The sequence below is a fragment of the Leptolyngbya sp. KIOST-1 genome (assembly GCF_000763385.1).
GTDB lineage: Bacteria > Cyanobacteriota > Cyanobacteriia > Phormidesmidales > Phormidesmidaceae > Nodosilinea.
The window spans coordinates 1,790,209-1,808,069 of record NZ_JQFA01000004.1 but is presented as its reverse complement, the minus strand read 5'-3'; the positions used below and the strand labels follow the sequence as shown (position 1 = coordinate 1,808,069).

Below are 17,861 nucleotides of genomic sequence, written 5' to 3'. Positions count from 1 at the left end.
CACCCAATCTACGGGAACTGAAACCTGAAACCCAGTCCCTGAAACCCCAATACCCTATAAGTCAGCCAACTGTTCCTGAAACCTGAAACCCAGCCCCTGAAACCCCCAGCACAGGTTGCCCTATTTCTGACAACCCGTACTAGTGATACTGGAGAGTTGCCGGGGGCTGGGCTGGGTTTACCGGGGCGCGGTGCCAGCGGGCCAGCAGGCGGTAGACCGAGGGAATGTAGTAGAGGGCCAGCAGGGTGGCCCCGCCGAGGCCGCCTGCGATCGCGATCGCCAGGGGCGGCCAAAACCCGGTGGGGTCCAGCAGCAGCGGCACAAAGCCAACAATGGTGGTCACCGTGGTGGCGATCACGTGGCGGGTGGCGTGGAACACCACCGCTTCCACCGCCTGGGGATCCCCGCGACGGGCCTCGGGGTCTTCCCGCAGCGCCGCCAGCACCACAATCGAGTCGTTGATGGCCAGACCAATCAGCCCCAGGGTGCCGAGAATGGCGGTGAAGCCAAAAATCGAGCCAAACAGCTTTAGCGCCAGGGCGGCGAGGCCCACCGAGAGCACCGCCACGGTGCCGATCAGCGCCGCCAGCCCGAAGGAATTGAACGACAGCACCAGGGTCGCCGTCATCAGAATCGCCAGCACCCCGACCGTAGACAGCAGGTTGCCGACGGCGGTGCCGCGGGCGTCGGCCTCGCCGCCGTACTCGATGCGGTAGCCGGGGGGCAGCTCAAACCCCTGGGCCTGGAGCTGCTGCCGAAAGTCGGCCAGCACGGTGCTGGGCAGCGCCCCGGCGGTGATAAAGCCCTGCACGGTGTTGATCCGCTGGCCGTTGCGGCGGCTGATGCTGGCGGTGTCGGGCACCAGGTCCAGGGAGGCGATCGCATCCAGGGGCAGGTTGCCCTCGGCGGTGACGATATCTAGGGCCGCGATCGCCCCCAGGTCCCCCTGCTGGCTCCCCGGCACCCGCACCCGCACCGGGATGTCGCGGCTGCCGTCCAGCACTGAACCACCCAGGCGGCCATCGAGGGCGGCATTGAGCTGGCTGGCGATCGCCTGGTTGTCGAGCCCGAGACGGCGGCCCTGGGCTTCATCCACCGTCAGCGCTAGCTTCGGTAGCGCCTCGGTCAGGGTGGCGCGGGTGTGTACCACGTCGGGAACCTGGGCCAGCTCGGCGCGGAGGCGATCGCCCACCGTCCGCAGACCCGCCAGGTCTGACCCGTAGACCCGCAGCTCGATCGGCGCGTCGAAGGGTGGCCCCTGCTCCAGCTGCTTCACCAGTACCTGGGCCTGGGGAAAGGCGGCATCCATCTCCCGCTGCAGGGTTTGAATGGTCTGACGGATGCGATCGGTGCCCGCCAGCTGCACGATGCCCTGGGCGTAGTTCTGGGCGTTGCGGCGGTTGTCGAGCACGTTGTAGAAAAAGGGCGGCGCGCTGCGGCCCATAAACCAGTGAATATCCTCAACCTCGGGGTGGGTCAGCGCCAGGGCTCGGGCCTGACGGATCTGCGTCTGGGTGGCGCTCAGCGAGGCCTGGGTAGGCAGCTCAAACTCGATCTGAAACTGGTTACGGTTGGTGGGCGGAAAAAATTGCTGGGGCAGGGTGGCAAATACCGCAAAGCCCATCACCGGCAGCACCAGCGCCAGGCCGACCCCCAGCCAGGGGCGGCGAAACACCGTCCGCAGCGTCCAGCGGTAGCCACTGGCCAGGGCGGCGTTGGCAAGGCCGTGCTGTAGCCACTCCCAGCGCTGGGGCAGCGGGTTCCAGTGGTGCAGACGCCCCGCCAGCGCCACAATTACCGTCAGCGACAGGGCCAGGGAACTCAGCAGCGCCAGAATCACCGTCAGCCCAATGGTGCCAATGAACTCCCCCACCCCCCCCGGCGATGAGGCAATAGGGACAAAGGCCAGCACCGTGGTCAGCGTGCTGGCCAGCAGCGGCACTAGCAGGTGACGCACTGTCTGGGCCACGGCCGCTGCGGGCGGCAGCCCCTGGCGCAGCCGTCCCTGCACCTCGTCCACGGCAATGATGGCGTTGTCGATTAGCAGCCCCAGGGCAATGATGATGCCCGTCACCGACATCTGGTGCAGGGGGACGCCGAGCCCCGCCATGGTGCCGAACACCATCAGTGTGGTCAGGGGCAGGGCCAGCCCCACCAGCAGGGCCGATTTCCAGCCCAGCATCAGCAGCGAAACGCCAATCACCAGGGCCGACCCGGTGATCAAATTGTTGATCACGCCGTTGAGCCGCTGCTGCACGTACTGGCTCTGGTCCAGCACAACCTCCAGATCCAGCCCCTCCGGCAGGTCGCGGCGAACGTCATCGAGCACCCGCCGCGCCTGCACCGCCCACCGATCTACCCGCTGGGCCGACTCCACCTTGGCCGCCAGGGCGATCGCCCCGTGGCCATTCACCAGGGCCAGATCCGTTGGCGGATCCTGCACCGCCCTGGTCACGGTGGCGATGTCCCCCAGCCGCGCCACCTGACCGTTGCCCCCCGCCGCGATCGGAATGGCCCGAATCTGCTCCAGGGAGCTGAGGCTGCTGTTGACCTCCAGCAAAAACTCAGAACTGTCGCTGCGAAACTGCCCAGCCGACACCTTGGCATCGCTGGCGGCAATCTGCTGGGACAGCCCCTGGGCCGTCAGCCCCAGCCGCGACAGCTCCGTGGCGGCAATATCCACCCGAATCTCCTCGTCTGGTTCGCCAAAGATATCCACCGTCTCGGTGCCGGGGATGGCCCGCAGGCGATCCTCCAGGGCCGACGCCAGCCGTCCGAGAATCGCGTAGTTGGGGGCATCATCCCGGGTCCAGGTCAGGCCCACGATCAGGGCGCTGGCCTTGGTGGAACTGTCGGCATACTCGGGTACCGAGGCAGCGGCGGGCAGGTCGGGCACGGCGTCATCGACCTTGCTGCGCACCTTGGCCCACACTGGGTCCACGTCGGGAATGGTTTCCTTCAGCTCGACGGTAATGACTGAAATACCGCTGCCCGAGGTCGATCGCAGCGACGCAATCTCCTCCAGCTCAAACAGCCGATCCTCAATCTTTTCGGTCACCAGGGTCTCCACCCGCTCCGGGGTGGCCCCCGGCAAAAAGGTGGTGACCCGCGCGAAGCGCTGCACAATCTCCGGGTCCTCCAGCCGGGGCAGGGTGAGAAAGGCCGACAGTCCCCAGACGACGATCAGGAGTAGGGTGAGCAGGAGGAGTTGGCGGTTGCGGTAGAAGAGGTTCATGGGAGGGGTGGGTGGGTGGGTGAGTAGGCGGGTGGATGGGTTGGCAGGTAGGCGGGTGGGGGGTGGGGAGTGGGGAGTGGAGGGTAGGGGGTGGGCGAGATTTAACTGGTTTGGGAATCTATGCTGTTCAGACGCCTAGGGCACGGCGGGTTTGGCTGCCGACGATGCCATCGACGCTCAGGCGGCGGCTGGCCTGGAACTGGCGCACGGCGCGATCGGTGGCGGGGCCGAAGATGCCGTCGGCAACTACGGCGAACCCGGCTCGGGCGATCGCCTGTTGCACGGCCCGCACATCGTCACCTCGGGTGAAGGGGTTGGTTAGCCGCAGCACCCGAATGTGGGTCGGGGTGCCCTGGGCCGGGGGGGGTTGGGGAGCGGGGGAGGGAGCCGGAGGGGAGGCAGTCGGCTGATTTTGCAGCCTGGCCCAGGTTTGGGGCCCCACAATGCCATCGGCGACTAGCCCCCGGCTGGCCTGGAACTGGCGCACGGCGCGGTCGGTGGCGGGGCCAAAGATGCCGTCGGCGGTGACGGCGATGCCTGAGCGAGCGATCGCCTGCTGCAGGGTCCGCACGTCCTCGCCGGTGGTGAAGGGGTTGGTTAGCCGCAGCACGCGATTTTGCGGCGGCGGGGTGACGGGCGGCGGGGGCGGGGTGGGCTGCCGCTGCAACAAGGCCCAGGTTTGGGGACCGACGATACCGTCGGTGACCAGCCCCTGGGATCGCTGAAACTGCTCCACCGCCTGCCGAGTGGCGGGGCCAAACAGGCCATCGGCAGTGATGGTGGCGCCCCACCGTACCAGGGCCTGCTGTACCTGGCGCACATCCTCGCCGCTGGTGAACGGGTCGGTCAGGGTCAGCAGCCGCGAGCCGGGCATGCCGGGCACACCGCCCCCAGGGGAACCGCCCCCAGGGCTGCCAGCGATAGGACTGCCGACCGTGGGTCGATTGGCCAGGTAGGTCTGGGCCTCGCGGCTGAGGTTAGAGCCGGGTACGGGGGTGCGGCCGCCTGCCAGGTAGCGCTGTCCGGCCGCGCTGAGGGCTACCCCCGGCGTCCCGGCCAGAAACACGTTGGCCTCGGAGAGGCGGCGGCGCAGCAGGCCTTCTTCGACGTTGGTGCCGGGGTTGCGGTAGAGAATCAGCGCCGCCTCAATGTTCTGCCATTCCTGATTGCGTAACACCCGCGAGATCGTTTCAAACCCCCTGGCCCCAAAGAACCGCGCCCCCAGATTGTAGGCAAAGCTGAGAATGGCTCCCTGCTGGTTGGCATTCATCGTGCTCCAGCCGGGGATGTTGCGTTGGGGTGGCAGGTAGCTATTGGCTGCCTGCAGCAGCAGCAGTTCGTCGGCTTCTTGGCGGGTAATGCGATCGCCGAGCTTAAACGGTTGCCCATTTCTATCGCGGGTCGACCCCCAGCCGATGGTGATGGGCAAATTCCCGGTTTTGGGATCTGGATAGGCCTGCAGACTCAAGCCCTCAAAGGTTTTAATCAAGTCGAGACCTGGGGTGGGCACCTCGGCCATAGTGGTTACCTCGCGTAGAGAGTCGGACAAATCTACCGTAAGTGTATAGACTCTCTGCGATGTCCTACTGCCGTTCAAAAAACGACCGCTCCATCCTTGAATCGAAACCATAGGGAACCTACAGGTAGTTGGTTTGTCGATACCAGGTCACCATGTCTGCAAGGGTGACCTCCAGCGGACGAAACTGCGCCCCCAACTCGCGCCGGGCTTTGGTGGCGTCGTAGGCCAGATTCGCCAGCATGATCCGGATTCCTTCCCTGGGCACGTCGGGCTTGCGGCCTGTCAGTCGGCCCATCCAGGTGGAGAAAGTCGCCATCAGGCGCATGACCACAGGCGGAATTCTGTACTGGGGGGCCGGCACACCGCTGACGGCGGCCAGGGTGTGCATCAGGTCGGCCATGGCGTAGGTGGGGCCGCTGACCAGGTAGCGATCGCCCGACCGACCCCGCTCAACCGCGTTGACCATGGCGGTGGCCACATCCCTCACATCCACCGTAGGCATGCCCCCCGCCAGCAGCACCGGAATTTTACGGTTCAAAAAGTCGAGGACAAACTGGCCCAATTCTGTGGGGGCAGCATCCTGGGGGCCAAGCATGGCGCCGGGGCAGATCAGCACTACGGGCAGGGAGGAGCGCTGGAGAAAGCTGGCCACCGCCGCTTCGGCCATCAGCTTGCTCTTGAAGTAGAGGTTGCGGGAGGTGATTGGCGCCGGAGGCGAGGCTTCGGTGCCGGGGGAGCCGTCGGGGTTGCGGCCAATGCAGCCGGAGGAACTGACGTAGATGGCCTTAGAGACCCCAGCCGTTTCGGCCGCCTCCAGCAGTTCGACGGTGGCCTCAATGTTGAGGCGCCTGAGCTGGGGCCAGTGGTCGCCCAACCCATAGGATTCGCGAAAGTAAGCGGCGGTGTGAAACAGCACATCGCACCCCTGAAGCGCCGGGGCAAAGGCCGGGATATTCCGCAAATCGCCGGGCACAAACTGCACCTGGGGTAAGTCTCCCAACAGCACCTTGCCCTTGTCTACAGAGCGGACCAGGGCTTTGACGGCATAGCCCCGGGCGACCAGTTCGCGCACCAGATTACTGCCCAGTAGTCCGGTGCTGCCGGTTACGAAAGCTTGCATTGGCGAAATTCCTTTTGCTAAAGGTGCTGAGCCAGAGACATTTATTTAAGACACTTAGTTAGCAATACTGACGGCCTGACCGGGCACTACCCGATGGGTACCCGAGGTGATCACGCGATCGCCCGCTTCGACTAGCCCCTGCACCAGCACGCGGGTTCCTGGGGCATCGGAGTCCCCAGCCCCCTCGGTGTGGACAATTTCCACCGGCTGGCGGCGGACTGTGGCCACCTCGCCCTCCATGGCGGCGACGTAGACCGACCACAGCCCCTGTTCCCCCTGCACCAGAGCGGTGGTGGGCAGCCAGTAGCCGGCGGCGGGCTGGGTCTCCCGCAGCACCAGGCGGGCGGTCTGGCCCAGGGTGATATCCTCCGGCGTGTTCAGCCGCAGCACGGCGGTCACCGTGCGACTGGTTGACTCCAGCTCCGGCAGCAGCGCCGTGACCGTGGCCGGAAAGGCGCGCTCCCCCTGGGCATCGGCCACAGTCACCGTTTGGGGGCTGCCGACGGCCAGGCTGCCCGCGATCGCCGCCGGCACCCCAATCCTCGCCTCGGTGCCCCCCCCTTCGGCCAGCTGTAGAACCGTCTGACCACCGCTGACCACCACGCCTTCGTCCACGGCGCGATCGCTGATTCGGCCGCTAAAGGGGGCGGTCAGCACCGCCTTGGCTAGGTCTACATCCACCGCCGCCAGGCTGGCCTCCAGCTGGCGCACCCGGGCGGCCTGGGCCGCAATCTGCTCGGGTCGAGTGCCCGCCTGCAGTTCGTTGAGCTGGCTCTGGGCCTGGGCCAGCCGCTGTTCGAGCGCTCCGGTGCCAAAGGCCTGCTGGTCGAGTTCTTCGCGGGAAATGGCGCCCCGGTCGTAGAGGTCAACCCGGCGATCGCGCTGGGTCTGGGCCAGGGCCAGCTGCTGCTGCAGGTCGCCCACCGCCGCCTGGGCCGCCGCGATCGACTGCTGCCGAGGACCGTTCTGCAATTCATTCAGGGTGGCGATCGCCTGGTCGCGCTGGGCCACCAGCTGCTGGCGCTGGGCCTCCAGGCTGCGGGTATCGAGGCGGGCCAGGGGCTGCCCGGCCTCCACGCGATCGCCCTCCTGTACCAGCACCGCCACCACCGTGCCCCCCTGCTCAAACCCGAGGGCGCTGCGGCGCTGAGCGACAAGTTCCCCCGCGTACTGGCGCTCCACGGTGTAGCCGCTGGCGGCGGTAAGCGAGACTGTTTCGACCGGCAGGGGCGGCTCGTCGGCGACGGTAGCGGTGGGTGCCCCCGGCCGCAGGCCCACCCCCACCGCCAGGGGCACCGTCACCAGGGGCACCCACCACCAGCGACGAATCCGCAGTCGCCTGCGGCGCTTGCCCCCATCCCCTGGGGCCGGGGCCGGGGCGGGGCGCGGTTGAGCAGAGATGAGATCGAGGGAAGCGTGAGCGTCGGTCATGGGGACACCTTTAGCGCAGGGAGGAGCGGTGGACACAGCCCTTGCCGCATGTAACTCAACAAGGCACTGTACAAATAGTCGGTAAACAACAAGTAGATATTCAATTTATTGCTTACTATGCCCAAAGGGTATACTCAAATAGTTGAGTATGTCAATGGGCAAACAAATCCCTTCCCCTATGGCTCTGTCCCACACGATTTTGGCGGTGCTCTGTCGCGAGTCCCTCAGCGGCTACGACATCAGCAAACGATTTGAAGAAAGCGTCAGCTGCTACTGGCAGGCCAGCCAGCAGCAGATCTATCGCGAGCTGGGCAAGATGGAGCCCCAGGGCTGGGTCACCTACGAAACGGTGCCCCAGGCGGGCAAGCCCGACAAAAAAATCTATGGCATTACCGACGCCGGACGGGCAGAGCTCGATCGCTGGTATGCCGAACCCACCGAACCCACCCCCGTGCGCGAAGACCTGCTGGTAAAGGTGCTGGCCGCCCCCTTTGTGTCGGAGCCCCTGCTGATCCAGGAGCTGCACCGTCGCCGCCAGCTACACGGCCAGCGATTGGCCGAGTATCAGGCGATGGCAGCCCTGTATCAGGCGATCGACCAACCGCCAGTTGCCGAGCAGTTTCGCTACCTCACCCTGCGGCGAGGCCTGCGCTACGAGCAAGACTGGATTGACTGGTGCGACGAGGTGCTGGATTTTTTGAAGGGGAAGCAGGGAGCTGATTAGTGCCGCATTTTAAGCGTCCTGAACCGCAGGCTCACCTTTGCCCTACTGCGCCGACTCCTGGGGCCAAACGGTACCCGTGGGGCGGCAGTGGTTGAAGACCTCATGCCAGCTGACGACATGGCCAATTACCGCGATCGCGGGGGCTTCAAACCCGGTCTCAGCCACCTGGGTGACGATGGTGGCCAGGGTACCAATCAGCGTTTCCTGGTGGGGGTAGGTGCCCCAGCGAATCAGGGCGACCGGCGTAGCGGGGCTGAGGTTGGCGGCCAGCAGCTCTGCGGTAATGGTGCCCAGATTGTGGATGCCCATGTACACGACGATGGTTTCGGACCCCTGGGCCAGGGCCTGCCAGTTGACCCGAGGGCGATACTTGCCGGCCGACTCGTGGCCGGTGACAAAGGTCACCGACGAACTCTGGCTGCGGTGGGTAACCGGAATGCCCGCATAGGCCGGTACTGCCACCCCAGCGGTAATGCCCGGCACCACCTCCACCGCAATGCCCGCCGCCACCAGCGCCGCCATCTCTTCGCCGCCGCGCCCAAACACAAAGGGGTCTCCCCCCTTCAGCCGCACCACCACGGCGTTGGTCCTGGCCTGATCGATAATCAGCTGATTGATGTCTTCCTGCATCAGGGAGTGGCGGCCCCGCCGCTTGCCCGCATTGATCACGGTGGCCTGGGGATTGACCATAGCCAGAATGGGGGCACTGACCAGGGCATCGTGGATAACCACATCGGCCCCCTCCAGCAGTCCCTTACCCCGCAGGGTGAACAGACCCGGATCGCCCGGGCCGGCCCCCACCAGATATACCTTGCCGTAGGGTTGGCCCCCGTGGGCTCCAGAAGCAGCTGACACCATACGCGTGCTCAAACTCAGACAGTAGTGACGAAGGGGGTTGACGGAGCATCTTAACCATCCCTTAGCGTAGACCGTTGTCGGTCACGTTGGGAGCGCCCGCAGCGGACGGTTTGGCCTGGTGGCTGGCAAAACTGCTGTTCCCTTGGCCCAGGCCACGGACTGGCCCAGGTAGGGTTTCGCCTAGGACACCAGCGACGATGGCGAGATTCCATGGCGGAACGCCAACCGCTGCATCGGAATCGGGGGCTGCTGCGATCGGGCCGGTACCCGGTCCAAGGCCAGATCAATGACCAGGCGGGCCAGTTCTGGGGAGGGGCCCAGGGGCGGCAGCAGGTGAAATGTCAGCTGCGAAAAGCGCTCGGCCAGATCTTCGGTGAGGTGAGTAATGGCGTCGGTGGTAGAACCTGCAAACAGGAAGTAGGGCAGGATGGCGATTCGCTGCACGCCACTTTGCATGTGGTGGATAACCTGATCCTCCAGGCTGGGGGCAACGGACCAGAACGCCGCCGATCCGCCGAGGGACTGGGCCAGGGCATGAATAGGCTCATTCCCGCCGGGACGACGGCTACCGTGGGCCAGCAAAATTGGCGTCTTGATCGTCGTTGCTTGCAGTTTTTGGCGCAACAGACCCCTCAGGCCCGGATGGCTACCCAGGTGAGGGCAAACTTCCAGGGCTAAGCCCGGCAGCCCCTGGCGCGCCTGCTCCACTTCGGCTGGGATATCGTCCATAACATGCACCCCCGCCAGCAAAAATAGGGGTACCAGGCACACCCGCTGGGCTCCGGCGGACTGGGCACGACGGCTAAACTCGACGATTTGGCGGTGCAGCGGCAGCGCCTCGGTCTCCAGGCAGGCGGTCCCCACCAGAGGTCCATGGGGTGGTTCAGGCGGCGACACTTTGGTCCGCTGAAGGCCCGGTTCTCCCAAGGGAGCTTTATCCTGAATGGGCCGCAGCCAGTCTGAGGACGGGCTGCGCCGCAGCAAGGGTGCTGTTTGTGTGCTCAGCCGACCCGAAGTAGAGCGCCCCCCCTGATCGGCGCGATCTTTACGGTGGGGCCGCCACAGCCCACTCTCCTGCGATCGCACGAAGTGGGCTAGGCGCTCCATGGCCTGCCCCGGACGCGGATCGTGGCTGCCGTGGGACACAAGTAAATATGCTGTCGATGCAGTTGCAGACACAGGCAAACCCTAATTCGGTAGACAATAGCAGCCAATCATTGCACACCACTCCTCTCAATTCCTGGATTGTACGGGCCCTGGACTGTACGGGCTGGAGGATGTCAACCCATCGCCTCTCAAGGGACAGCTGGTGTTTCATTATAAAGATTTAGCCCATGGTGTCCGGTATCGTATCCATCAAAATGCAGCTTAAGTAGGGGTATATCGCGATTTGGCTACCCTGTCAGCCCTCCCCATGGCTGGTCCCAGAGTCCATAGGGTGTGGTACTATAGCGGTCGGCCTGCGGGTGTAGTTTAGTGGTAAAACCTTAGCCTTCCAAGCTAATGATGGGGGTTCGATTCCCCCCACCCGCTTCATCTCTCAAAGCCCCTGAATGCTAAGGCATTCAGGGGCTTTGACGTTTTTGGGCTTACCGAAAAGGCAGTGCCTGTGTCTCATCACCAGGGCCGTTCAAGTGGCTCGAAAATTGCCGAACCTCGTCGTCGCAGCTCATCTGGGGGACCGTTGCAGGCGGCAGCGGCGAATTTCCCCTTCGAGCACTTGCTATGCCCGTGGATTGGCGAGAAGGCGCTAAATGGTAGCGTCTACTTCTTTCAAAAATTCACGGCCCAGTTCAGGGCGATTTGATTCGTAGAACTGCGAGGTAGCCTCCACTTCAAGGAGGATTGGCGTCAAAAAGCGACAGTTCTTCCCTGGGAAAGCTTTGACTTCAGCTCATTCAGGGCCGTCTCACCACCAACCGCTTCGGCTTCACCCTGGCGGTACGCTTGAAGTCGAACCCTGGATTCTTCTAACCAGGCCTGATCGATAACGTCCTGGTCAGCAGGATCCAGGCTTTGCCAGAGGGCATCGATGAGCTGGGCTGTCTCTAAAGCGGAGAGCTTTAGGGCTGTTTCTTTCAGGAGAACATCATCCATAGCCTCGATGCTACTTCGCTACCTTTTTTAAGGGCCATCTAAGGTCTTCAGACAGACAATTAGCATCTCCAGTGCCACTTTAGGCCATGCTTTACAAGATGCGTTGCCTGTTCAGCATTCAGGGGCTTCGAAAATAAATATCCCTGTCCATAGTCGCACCCGGAGGCCTTCAAATAAAATAAGTGCCGAGCATTTTCAATACCTTCAGCTACAACTTTGACCCCAAGATTATGAGCAAGGCCGATTATCGACTGAGTAACGCTAAACCCAATACTTTCATCGGATTTTTTATCGATTTCTGAAATAAATGAACGATCTATTTTTAGGGCATCTACCGGAAACTTGTGTAGGTAGCTTAATGAGGAATATCCAGTTCCAAAATCGTCAATATAGATTTGAACACCAGCTTCCTTAAGCTGATTTAAAGCTTGCATGGAGGGTTGACTGTCATCAACTATTGTATCTTCAGTCACCTCAATCCTAATATCACTGACAGAGAGATCATAAAGACTTGTAAATCGCCGAATCTTTTTGTCAAGCCTAGTGTCTAACAGTTGTTTGGGCGAAATATTGATACTAATGGACAATTCAGAACTGTAGGTTTCTTTCCACAGACTTAATTGACGACAGGCCTCTTCAAGAGTCCACAGTCCTACTTCCTGAATGAGATGTCGCTCTTCTGCAAAGGAGATAAACTCATCAGGCATTATAAGGCCCCTGTCTGGATGCTGCCAACGTATGAGTGCTTCAAAACCAACAAGTTTCTTATTCTTCAAAGAAACAATTGGCTGGTAGAAAAGAACGAACTCTCGCTGCTGAGTTGCCTTCCTTAAGTCCGAGTCTAATTTCAGCAAATGCCTTGCTTTTTGTCGCATGGTTTCATCAAAAACTTCTAGGCGCCCGCGCCCACAAGATTTTGCCTGATACAGAGCAGTGTCTGCATCTCTGAGGATTTCTTCAGCACTCTTATATGATGCCTTACTGGACGCTATGCCAAAACTAGCACTTGGGAAAATCTCATTGTGACCAATCCAAAGAGGCTTTTCGAGATCATTTTGCAACCGCCTTGCGACAGAAATGGCTTCATCGAAATCATTTATTTCGGTAAGCAAAACAACAAACTCATCGCCACCCAAACGAGCCAGCATGTCTTTCGGCCTAAGGGACTTCCTCATTCTTTCTGAAACTTTTATTAGAAATTTGTCTCCAGCGAAATGCCCAAGACTGTCGTTAATAAGCTTGAACTTGTCAAGATCGATGAATAGTACGGCAAATTGGAGGCGATGCTTCCTTATGGATTTCAAGGAAAGCAACTGATTTATCTTGGCAAGTAAAGTGCTTCTGTTTGGAAGTTTTGTTAGGTCGTCAATTCCTAAAACCAGATCATCTTCAGGCTTTATTTCTCGTTCGAAGAGGCTGTGTTGATGCTTGACGTTTTGCCTGTACCTTCCAAGCAGAATTTTTAGTGCGTTTCTAGTTAAGAAAACTGCAGAAGGATCCATTTCTCGGATAGCATTCTCATCTAGGAATAGTGCATGAACGTTTTGGCAAAACCTGATTAAGTCACCATTCTTCAACTGGTGTGTGTAGACCTTTTTGCCATTGACTGTTAGGCCGTTTTTACTTCGAATTCCCTCTAAGTCACCATCTACAATCCAGTGGCTATCGTCTCGATAATACGTGTAAGCATGGTAACGAGAAACACCTTGACACTTTAGTATAATATCCGCTTCTTTGTTGCGGCCAATGAAATAAGCTTTTTTCTTAAGAGACTTGAAATTTACCCTCGAACCATCAATTACAATTAAGACTACCCTTTCTCGTTTTATTTCTTCATGTTTTTCAAGGTTGACTGGATCATTGGTTGTCGTGTCCATGTTTTGTCAACTTTTCCCAGGCTAGGAAATTAGAAAGTATTAATTCTGTCTGTTGATGAATGGGTAGTATTCCCTTGAATTTTATGCTTAATCAAAAATGGGCAATGCTTATAAATGCTCTGTGAATAAGCTGGTTTAAAAGAGATTCCTTGTGGTTTATGGGCAAATCGCTTTGAGTCTTTTTTGTAGAGGTCGTTTGGGAGAAAATATACACTTCCAACACTTGCCCAGCAAATTTTCCAAAACAATTTGAGAATGACAGACTAAGCCGTAGTGAGCACTGCCCACTGTTCCTGTTTTAGTGACATTCACCGATGGCAAACATTCAACTATGCCGTGGCGGAAGTCCATCTGCGGTGAAATTTAGAGCGCCTAGCAGCTAAAGCCAGTGTTAAGACTGGCTGCTCTTGCCATCGAATTGATACAAGGAGCAAGCGAAACTTAAGAAGTTATGTCGATGTCCTTACAGCCCCTATCTGATATTGCTATTTCCCAAGAATAGCTTACGAACCCATCAGGGCCAAGGGCTTGAAGAGAATTCACAAATTAAAGCATCTTTTGATAGACACTGGCTAGCTCACATCAGGCTTTGCCGTAGCGTCGCTCACCATCGGCGAACCATTAATAGCTGTCAAACACCCGAAAATTAAGGGTTACAGCCCCTTAGCCTGTCTTTTGGGTCGGGCGCGGCAAAGCTTGATACACCGAGCTTTTAGCCACAATTGATGCCACGCCTTAGGAATTGCTCATTCAATATCCAGCGTTTCTTCCTCACCCTCAACAACACAGCATCTAGCGGGAACTGCAGTTCCCGCTTTTTTGTGGCCACTGTAGTTGGAGGTGGCTGGGAGCGCGATCGCATTCTGCTGGCCACCTGAGAGTTTATGGTTACAGGTCTGACCAGGGCCAACTCGCTGCATCGATCCGCAGTCACCCGCAGCCAGAGGCTGATTAATCTTCTAGAAGCACGTTAGTAAACTTAGACTCAGAAGCCGCCAACACAAACACCGTTGAGGGTAACCCCGCAACCCGAGCCTGGAGCCGTTCGTAGTAGCTAGGGAAGTCTTGATCGGGGATGGCCATGCCAATAAAAATGCGATCGGCCTGGGCCGACGAGGCCTGGAAAATGGCTTCAAAGGGGCGACCGTTTGCCACCAGCACGCTGGGTTTCGCCCGAACCCTCAGATCATCTGTGAGGCGATCGAGGTTTTTGCGGGCTTGCTCAGCCGCTGTTTCGTCCGCTACCACAAGCTTGAGGCAAAGCGTGGCCTCGCGCCACTCACTATCGGCTCGCAGCAGATCCGCCAAGATCAGCATCAGGCTGCCGTTGTTATTCAGGCCACCCCACCACACATCAATCTGGCGGTAGGATCGCCACGGCGGCAAGCCGACATCGCCCGCACGAAAGATAACAACATTGCGATTGGCCTTGTGCAGGCGAGTGATCAACTGGCAGTAGCGATCGCGACTAGCCAGATTTTCACTGTCACCCATTAGTACCGTATCGGGTACTACCTGACCCAAGCCATAGATTTCTACCAAGCGTTCGGCTCCCTCGTAGGGGTCAGGGGCCGTCAGCACTCTCACCAGCGCCTGCACCCCCCGATCGCGCAGGTAATTATCGATGGTTGTCTCCATATCTTTTTGCTGAGTCACCCCTCGGGAGCCTGAGGGCAAAATGTTGGTTACTGTAAACAATCCCCGGTTGTGGCTCAGGGCATTGGCAAACTTAATCAGATCCCAGCGCCGCATGGGGGAACCCGACAGGACCAGGAAATTGGGTCGCCAGTTTTTGGCATCAGGGCTGTGGCCCAGCTGAAACAGACTGGTCCGCAGCAGCAGCATCCAGATTCCCCGCCGCACGTCTCCCCAGGCGGTTTGCATCTCTCGCCGCTGCAGCCAAAAAAAGATCGCCGCCACGATCGCCCCGGCCAACAGCGTAGCAATGGGGTTGATCAGTAACATCACCGCCAGGCAGCCCAGCGCCCCCAGGGCAGACAGCGACCAGTGCACCTTAAACAGCGGTCGAAATGAAGGGCTATTCAAAAACCCTTCCAGGCCTGCCGAGACATTGAGCACCAGGTAGGTAGTGAGAAAAAACATGGTCAGCACTGGGGCAATCAGATTGAGATCGCCGACGTACACCGCTGCGACCACAATCACGAGGGTGACGGCGGTACCCAGGCGGGGCTCGTCATTAGCGCCGCTGCCCTTGCCTAAAAAACTTAGCCAAACCGGCAGCACGCCATCGCGGGCCAGGGCTTGCAACACCCGCGGTGCTCCCAAAATGCTGCCGATCGCGCTAGAGAGGGTGGCTCCCCATACCCCCAGCAAAATCGCCGGACCCCAAGCTGCAATTCGCTGCATCACTAGCGGGTCAGACACGAGAGTACCTGCGTCGGCCCGAGAGGCCAGCAACACCGGCAGAACCATGTAGATGACGTAGCCAGTGCCCACTGCCGCTAGAGTTCCCTTGGGAATTGACCTGCTGGGATCTTTCAGATCGCCCGACATATTGACTCCGGCCATAATCCCCGTTACCGCCGGGAAAAAGACCGCAAAGACCTGCCAGAAGGGTTCCCCATCGGCAATGCCCCACAGTTCAACTTGGGTATTAGACAGGGGTCCGCCAAAGACCAGCGACAGGAGCGATAGGACGATCGCCGCCATGATCATGTACTGAGCTTTGACTGCGATATCAGCGGAGGTAATCGCCAGCACCGCCACCAGCACCGTGACAATGAGAGCTACGTAGAGCTGATTGAGAAAGCCAAACGCGCTGACGACGCTCTCGGCAAAGCCAATGGTGTAAAGCGCCACCGATAGGGCCTGGGCAAAGTAGAGAGGAATGCCCACTGCACCACCGGTTTCAATGCCCAAAGAGCGGCTGATCATATAGTAGGCACCGCCCACACGCACAACCCGATCGGTGGCGATCGCGCTGATCGAAAGGGCCGTTAACAGGGTAATGCTACAGGCCAGGGTGACGATGATCAGACTGCCCAGCAGCCCCACATTGCCTACAACCCAGCCGAAGCGTAGGTACATGATCACCCCCAAAATGGTCAAAATTGAGGGGGTATAGACGCCGCCAAAGGTGCCCAGGCCAGACGTTTGTTCCTCGCCTGAGACAGGAGGAGGGGGCTGGGAACCGTTAGCCGCAGGAGGCATGGTGCAAAATCTCTGATGGGACCGTACTACCTTAGGCCTATCCTGCTGAATTACACATCACCGTAAGGGTGGGCTGTGACAGCATCGGCTAATATTTCTTCTTGGCAGGTGGTCGAATTTTGTTGACAGCAAATTCTAGGCTCTACCCTTGAAGGCCTAGAACGCTCCATCACAAACTAACCAACGCGAGGGGCATGGGTAGTGGCACAGAACCGGCAGTCGTTGCTGACCTACTGATGGTCTTGATCACGTTCATTGCCACGGTGGCAGTTGACTCAACCAGTAGGCCGTACTGACGCCTGTGATTCCCCCGCCGATGATCACTCCGTCAGCCCGGTGGGGTAGTTCTGGCTCGAGTTGAACGTGAAGGTCTGGAGACGTGAGTCAGAAAGAGATGGAAGCATTGGGCATAGCAGGAGCCTGGAGGGTAGGTTCTATCTGTTTTAGCTCAAAGTAAGTCGTAAACTCCCTGCTGTGGTGGCCGATAGCTTGCAGAGAGGGTATTTGTAAGGTGGCGGCCAACTTCATATCTCATCGCCGTGAGGTTGGATTACGCTAGTAGCCTGTGACAGGCCCCAGGGGCTGTCATCAATTGGCCTCTGATAACCCAAGAGTCAAGGGTTGCAGCCCCTAGTTTTGTTTGGGGAAGGCGGGGCAACGCTCTGACCCCACGGGTTTGGGCTGGAATTGATGACACGCCCTAAGGCATCTCTTTCCCGGAGGGATTAAATATCTATGGCCTTGCCTTTTGATGCCGCTCCCAGCGAGGCGCGGATTGCCCAGTTTTGGCAGCTTTCGGCCAGCTTTGGCATGGAGCGCAACGCGTACCACAACTATCTCAATGAGCTGGTGAGCGATCGCTATGCTCTGATTAAAGGGTTACAGGTGCTGCGTGACGAGCTACAGTTTGCCGGGGCCAGTCCTACGGATGTGGGGGCCTGTGGGGCCGATATGAGTCTGCCGAGTGCGGTGACTACCCTGGCCTACACTAACTGCGGCGATCGCATCCACCAGGGCGAGGCGACCAAGCGCTACCGCGATGTGGTGGCCTCCCGGTTTGCCACCCTGTCAGAAATTGGTGAACTGAAGCTGGAGGCGTTTTTCCCGGCCGGGGGCGGCACCGACAATGGGGCGACCCTGGCCCACGTGACGGTGGCCCACGAGCTGGACGAAAACCTGAAGCGCCGGGTCTACGAGGGCAACCCCCAGTCGATCTCGCTGGTGGCGATCGATCTCAAAACCCACGTGGGGCGCATTCAGGAAGATGGCAAGCAGGTCTACGGCAAAACCCGCGAGTCGCCCTGGCGGGAACCTCGGGCGGCCTGTGGGGCGATCGTGGGGGCGCTGAGCCACTTTCAGCCCGAAAACCTGATTCACCGCCGCATTCGCAGCGACCTGGGTGAGCGCAACTTTCAGTTTTTGTCGAGCCAGCGGATTTTGACCGATGAGGGGGTCGACATCACGATGGCGGTGGCGGCTGCGATCGTGGCGATTCGCGGTATTCGCAATACGGCTCTGGCCCTGGCCCAGGAGTTGGACGAGCGCGGTTTGGGCCACCTCACCGCCAGCACGACGGTCAATCGTCCCTCGCGGGATGACCTGGTGATCTACCTGGCACGGGCCACGGTGTTTAACGGTATGGTGCGGATTCAGAGCCTGGGCACCGAAGCTAAACGCTACAGCGGCAAGCTGGTGGAGTATGCCGGGGAGAAGCGCTTGCAGCTGCGCTACGACGATTGGGACAGCGAGGCGGTGCCGATCGAGGAGATTCCCTACAGGGTTCGGATGTCAGGACTATAGCTTGAGTCTATCTCATGATGAGACCAGGG

General features: G+C 59.6%; 11 protein-coding genes and 1 tRNA gene. 3 read left to right on the top strand and 9 right to left on the bottom strand.

What is annotated here, in order from left to right; genetic code table 11:
• Positions 1 to 139 precede the first annotated feature (139 nt).
• The 4 genes from NF78_RS24950 to NF78_RS24925 form a co-directional block, all read right to left on the bottom strand.
• Positions 140 to 3,235 carry an efflux RND transporter permease subunit gene (locus NF78_RS24950; protein WP_035992648.1) on the bottom strand — a complete coding sequence of 1,032 codons (3,096 nt, stop codon included), beginning with the start codon at positions 3,233 to 3,235 and terminating at the stop codon, positions 140 to 142.
• Between the two features lie 127 nt (positions 3,236 to 3,362).
• Positions 3,363 to 4,754 (bottom strand): peptidoglycan-binding protein, encoded by a 1,392-nt coding sequence (locus NF78_RS28610; RefSeq protein WP_052050932.1) that lies wholly within the window; start codon positions 4,752 to 4,754, stop codon positions 3,363 to 3,365.
• Positions 4,755 to 4,872: 118 nt separating this feature from the next.
• Positions 4,873 to 5,874, bottom strand: a complete 1,002-nt coding sequence (locus NF78_RS24930) for an SDR family oxidoreductase (RefSeq protein WP_035992646.1) — start codon at positions 5,872 to 5,874, stop codon at positions 4,873 to 4,875.
• 54 nt (positions 5,875 to 5,928) lie between these two features.
• A complete protein-coding gene (locus NF78_RS24925; protein ID WP_052050931.1) occupies positions 5,929 to 7,305 on the bottom strand; it encodes an efflux RND transporter periplasmic adaptor subunit in 1,377 nt (458 codons plus the stop codon).
• Between the two features lie 178 nt (positions 7,306 to 7,483).
• Between NF78_RS24925 and NF78_RS24920 the strand changes: the two genes are divergently transcribed.
• Positions 7,484 to 8,029, top strand: a complete 546-nt coding sequence (locus NF78_RS24920) for a PadR family transcriptional regulator (RefSeq protein ID WP_035992644.1) — start codon at positions 7,484 to 7,486, stop codon at positions 8,027 to 8,029.
• A 42-nt stretch (positions 8,030 to 8,071) separates the two neighbouring features.
• On the opposite strand, the gene cobA is transcribed toward NF78_RS24920, so the two are convergent.
• Together cobA and NF78_RS28605 are read right to left on the bottom strand one after the other, a co-directional pair.
• Positions 8,072 to 8,887, bottom strand: a complete 816-nt coding sequence (gene cobA, locus NF78_RS24915) for a uroporphyrinogen-III C-methyltransferase (RefSeq protein ID WP_052050930.1) — start codon at positions 8,885 to 8,887, stop codon at positions 8,072 to 8,074.
• A gap of 180 nt (positions 8,888 to 9,067) precedes the next feature.
• Positions 9,068 to 10,066, bottom strand: a complete 999-nt coding sequence (locus tag NF78_RS28605; protein ID WP_156119962.1) for a sirohydrochlorin chelatase — start codon at positions 10,064 to 10,066, stop codon at positions 9,068 to 9,070.
• Between the two features lie 283 nt (positions 10,067 to 10,349).
• Between NF78_RS28605 and NF78_RS24905 the strand changes: the two genes are divergently transcribed.
• Positions 10,350 to 10,420, top strand: a tRNA-Gly gene (locus NF78_RS24905).
• A gap of 318 nt (positions 10,421 to 10,738) precedes the next feature.
• On the opposite strand, the gene NF78_RS24900 is transcribed toward NF78_RS24905, so the two are convergent.
• From NF78_RS24900 to NF78_RS24890, 3 genes are all read right to left on the bottom strand, one after another.
• Positions 10,739 to 10,984, bottom strand: a complete 246-nt coding sequence (locus tag NF78_RS24900; RefSeq protein WP_052050928.1) for an addiction module protein — start codon at positions 10,982 to 10,984, stop codon at positions 10,739 to 10,741.
• A 59-nt stretch (positions 10,985 to 11,043) separates the two neighbouring features.
• Positions 11,044 to 12,861: an EAL domain-containing protein gene (locus NF78_RS24895; protein ID WP_052050927.1), complete on the bottom strand. Its 1,818-nt coding sequence runs from the start codon at positions 12,859 to 12,861 to the stop codon at positions 11,044 to 11,046.
• A gap of 951 nt (positions 12,862 to 13,812) precedes the next feature.
• Positions 13,813 to 16,032 carry an amino acid permease gene (locus NF78_RS24890; RefSeq protein WP_035992641.1) on the bottom strand — a complete coding sequence of 740 codons (2,220 nt, stop codon included), beginning with the start codon at positions 16,030 to 16,032 and terminating at the stop codon, positions 13,813 to 13,815.
• A gap of 735 nt (positions 16,033 to 16,767) precedes the next feature.
• On the opposite strand from NF78_RS24890, the gene NF78_RS24885 reads away from it, so the two are divergent.
• The gene (locus NF78_RS24885; protein WP_035992639.1) at positions 16,768 to 17,832 is read left to right on the top strand and encodes a hypothetical protein; all 1,065 of its coding nucleotides are present in this window, start codon (positions 16,768 to 16,770) and stop codon (positions 17,830 to 17,832) included.
• Positions 17,833 to 17,861: the final 29 nt, after the last annotated feature.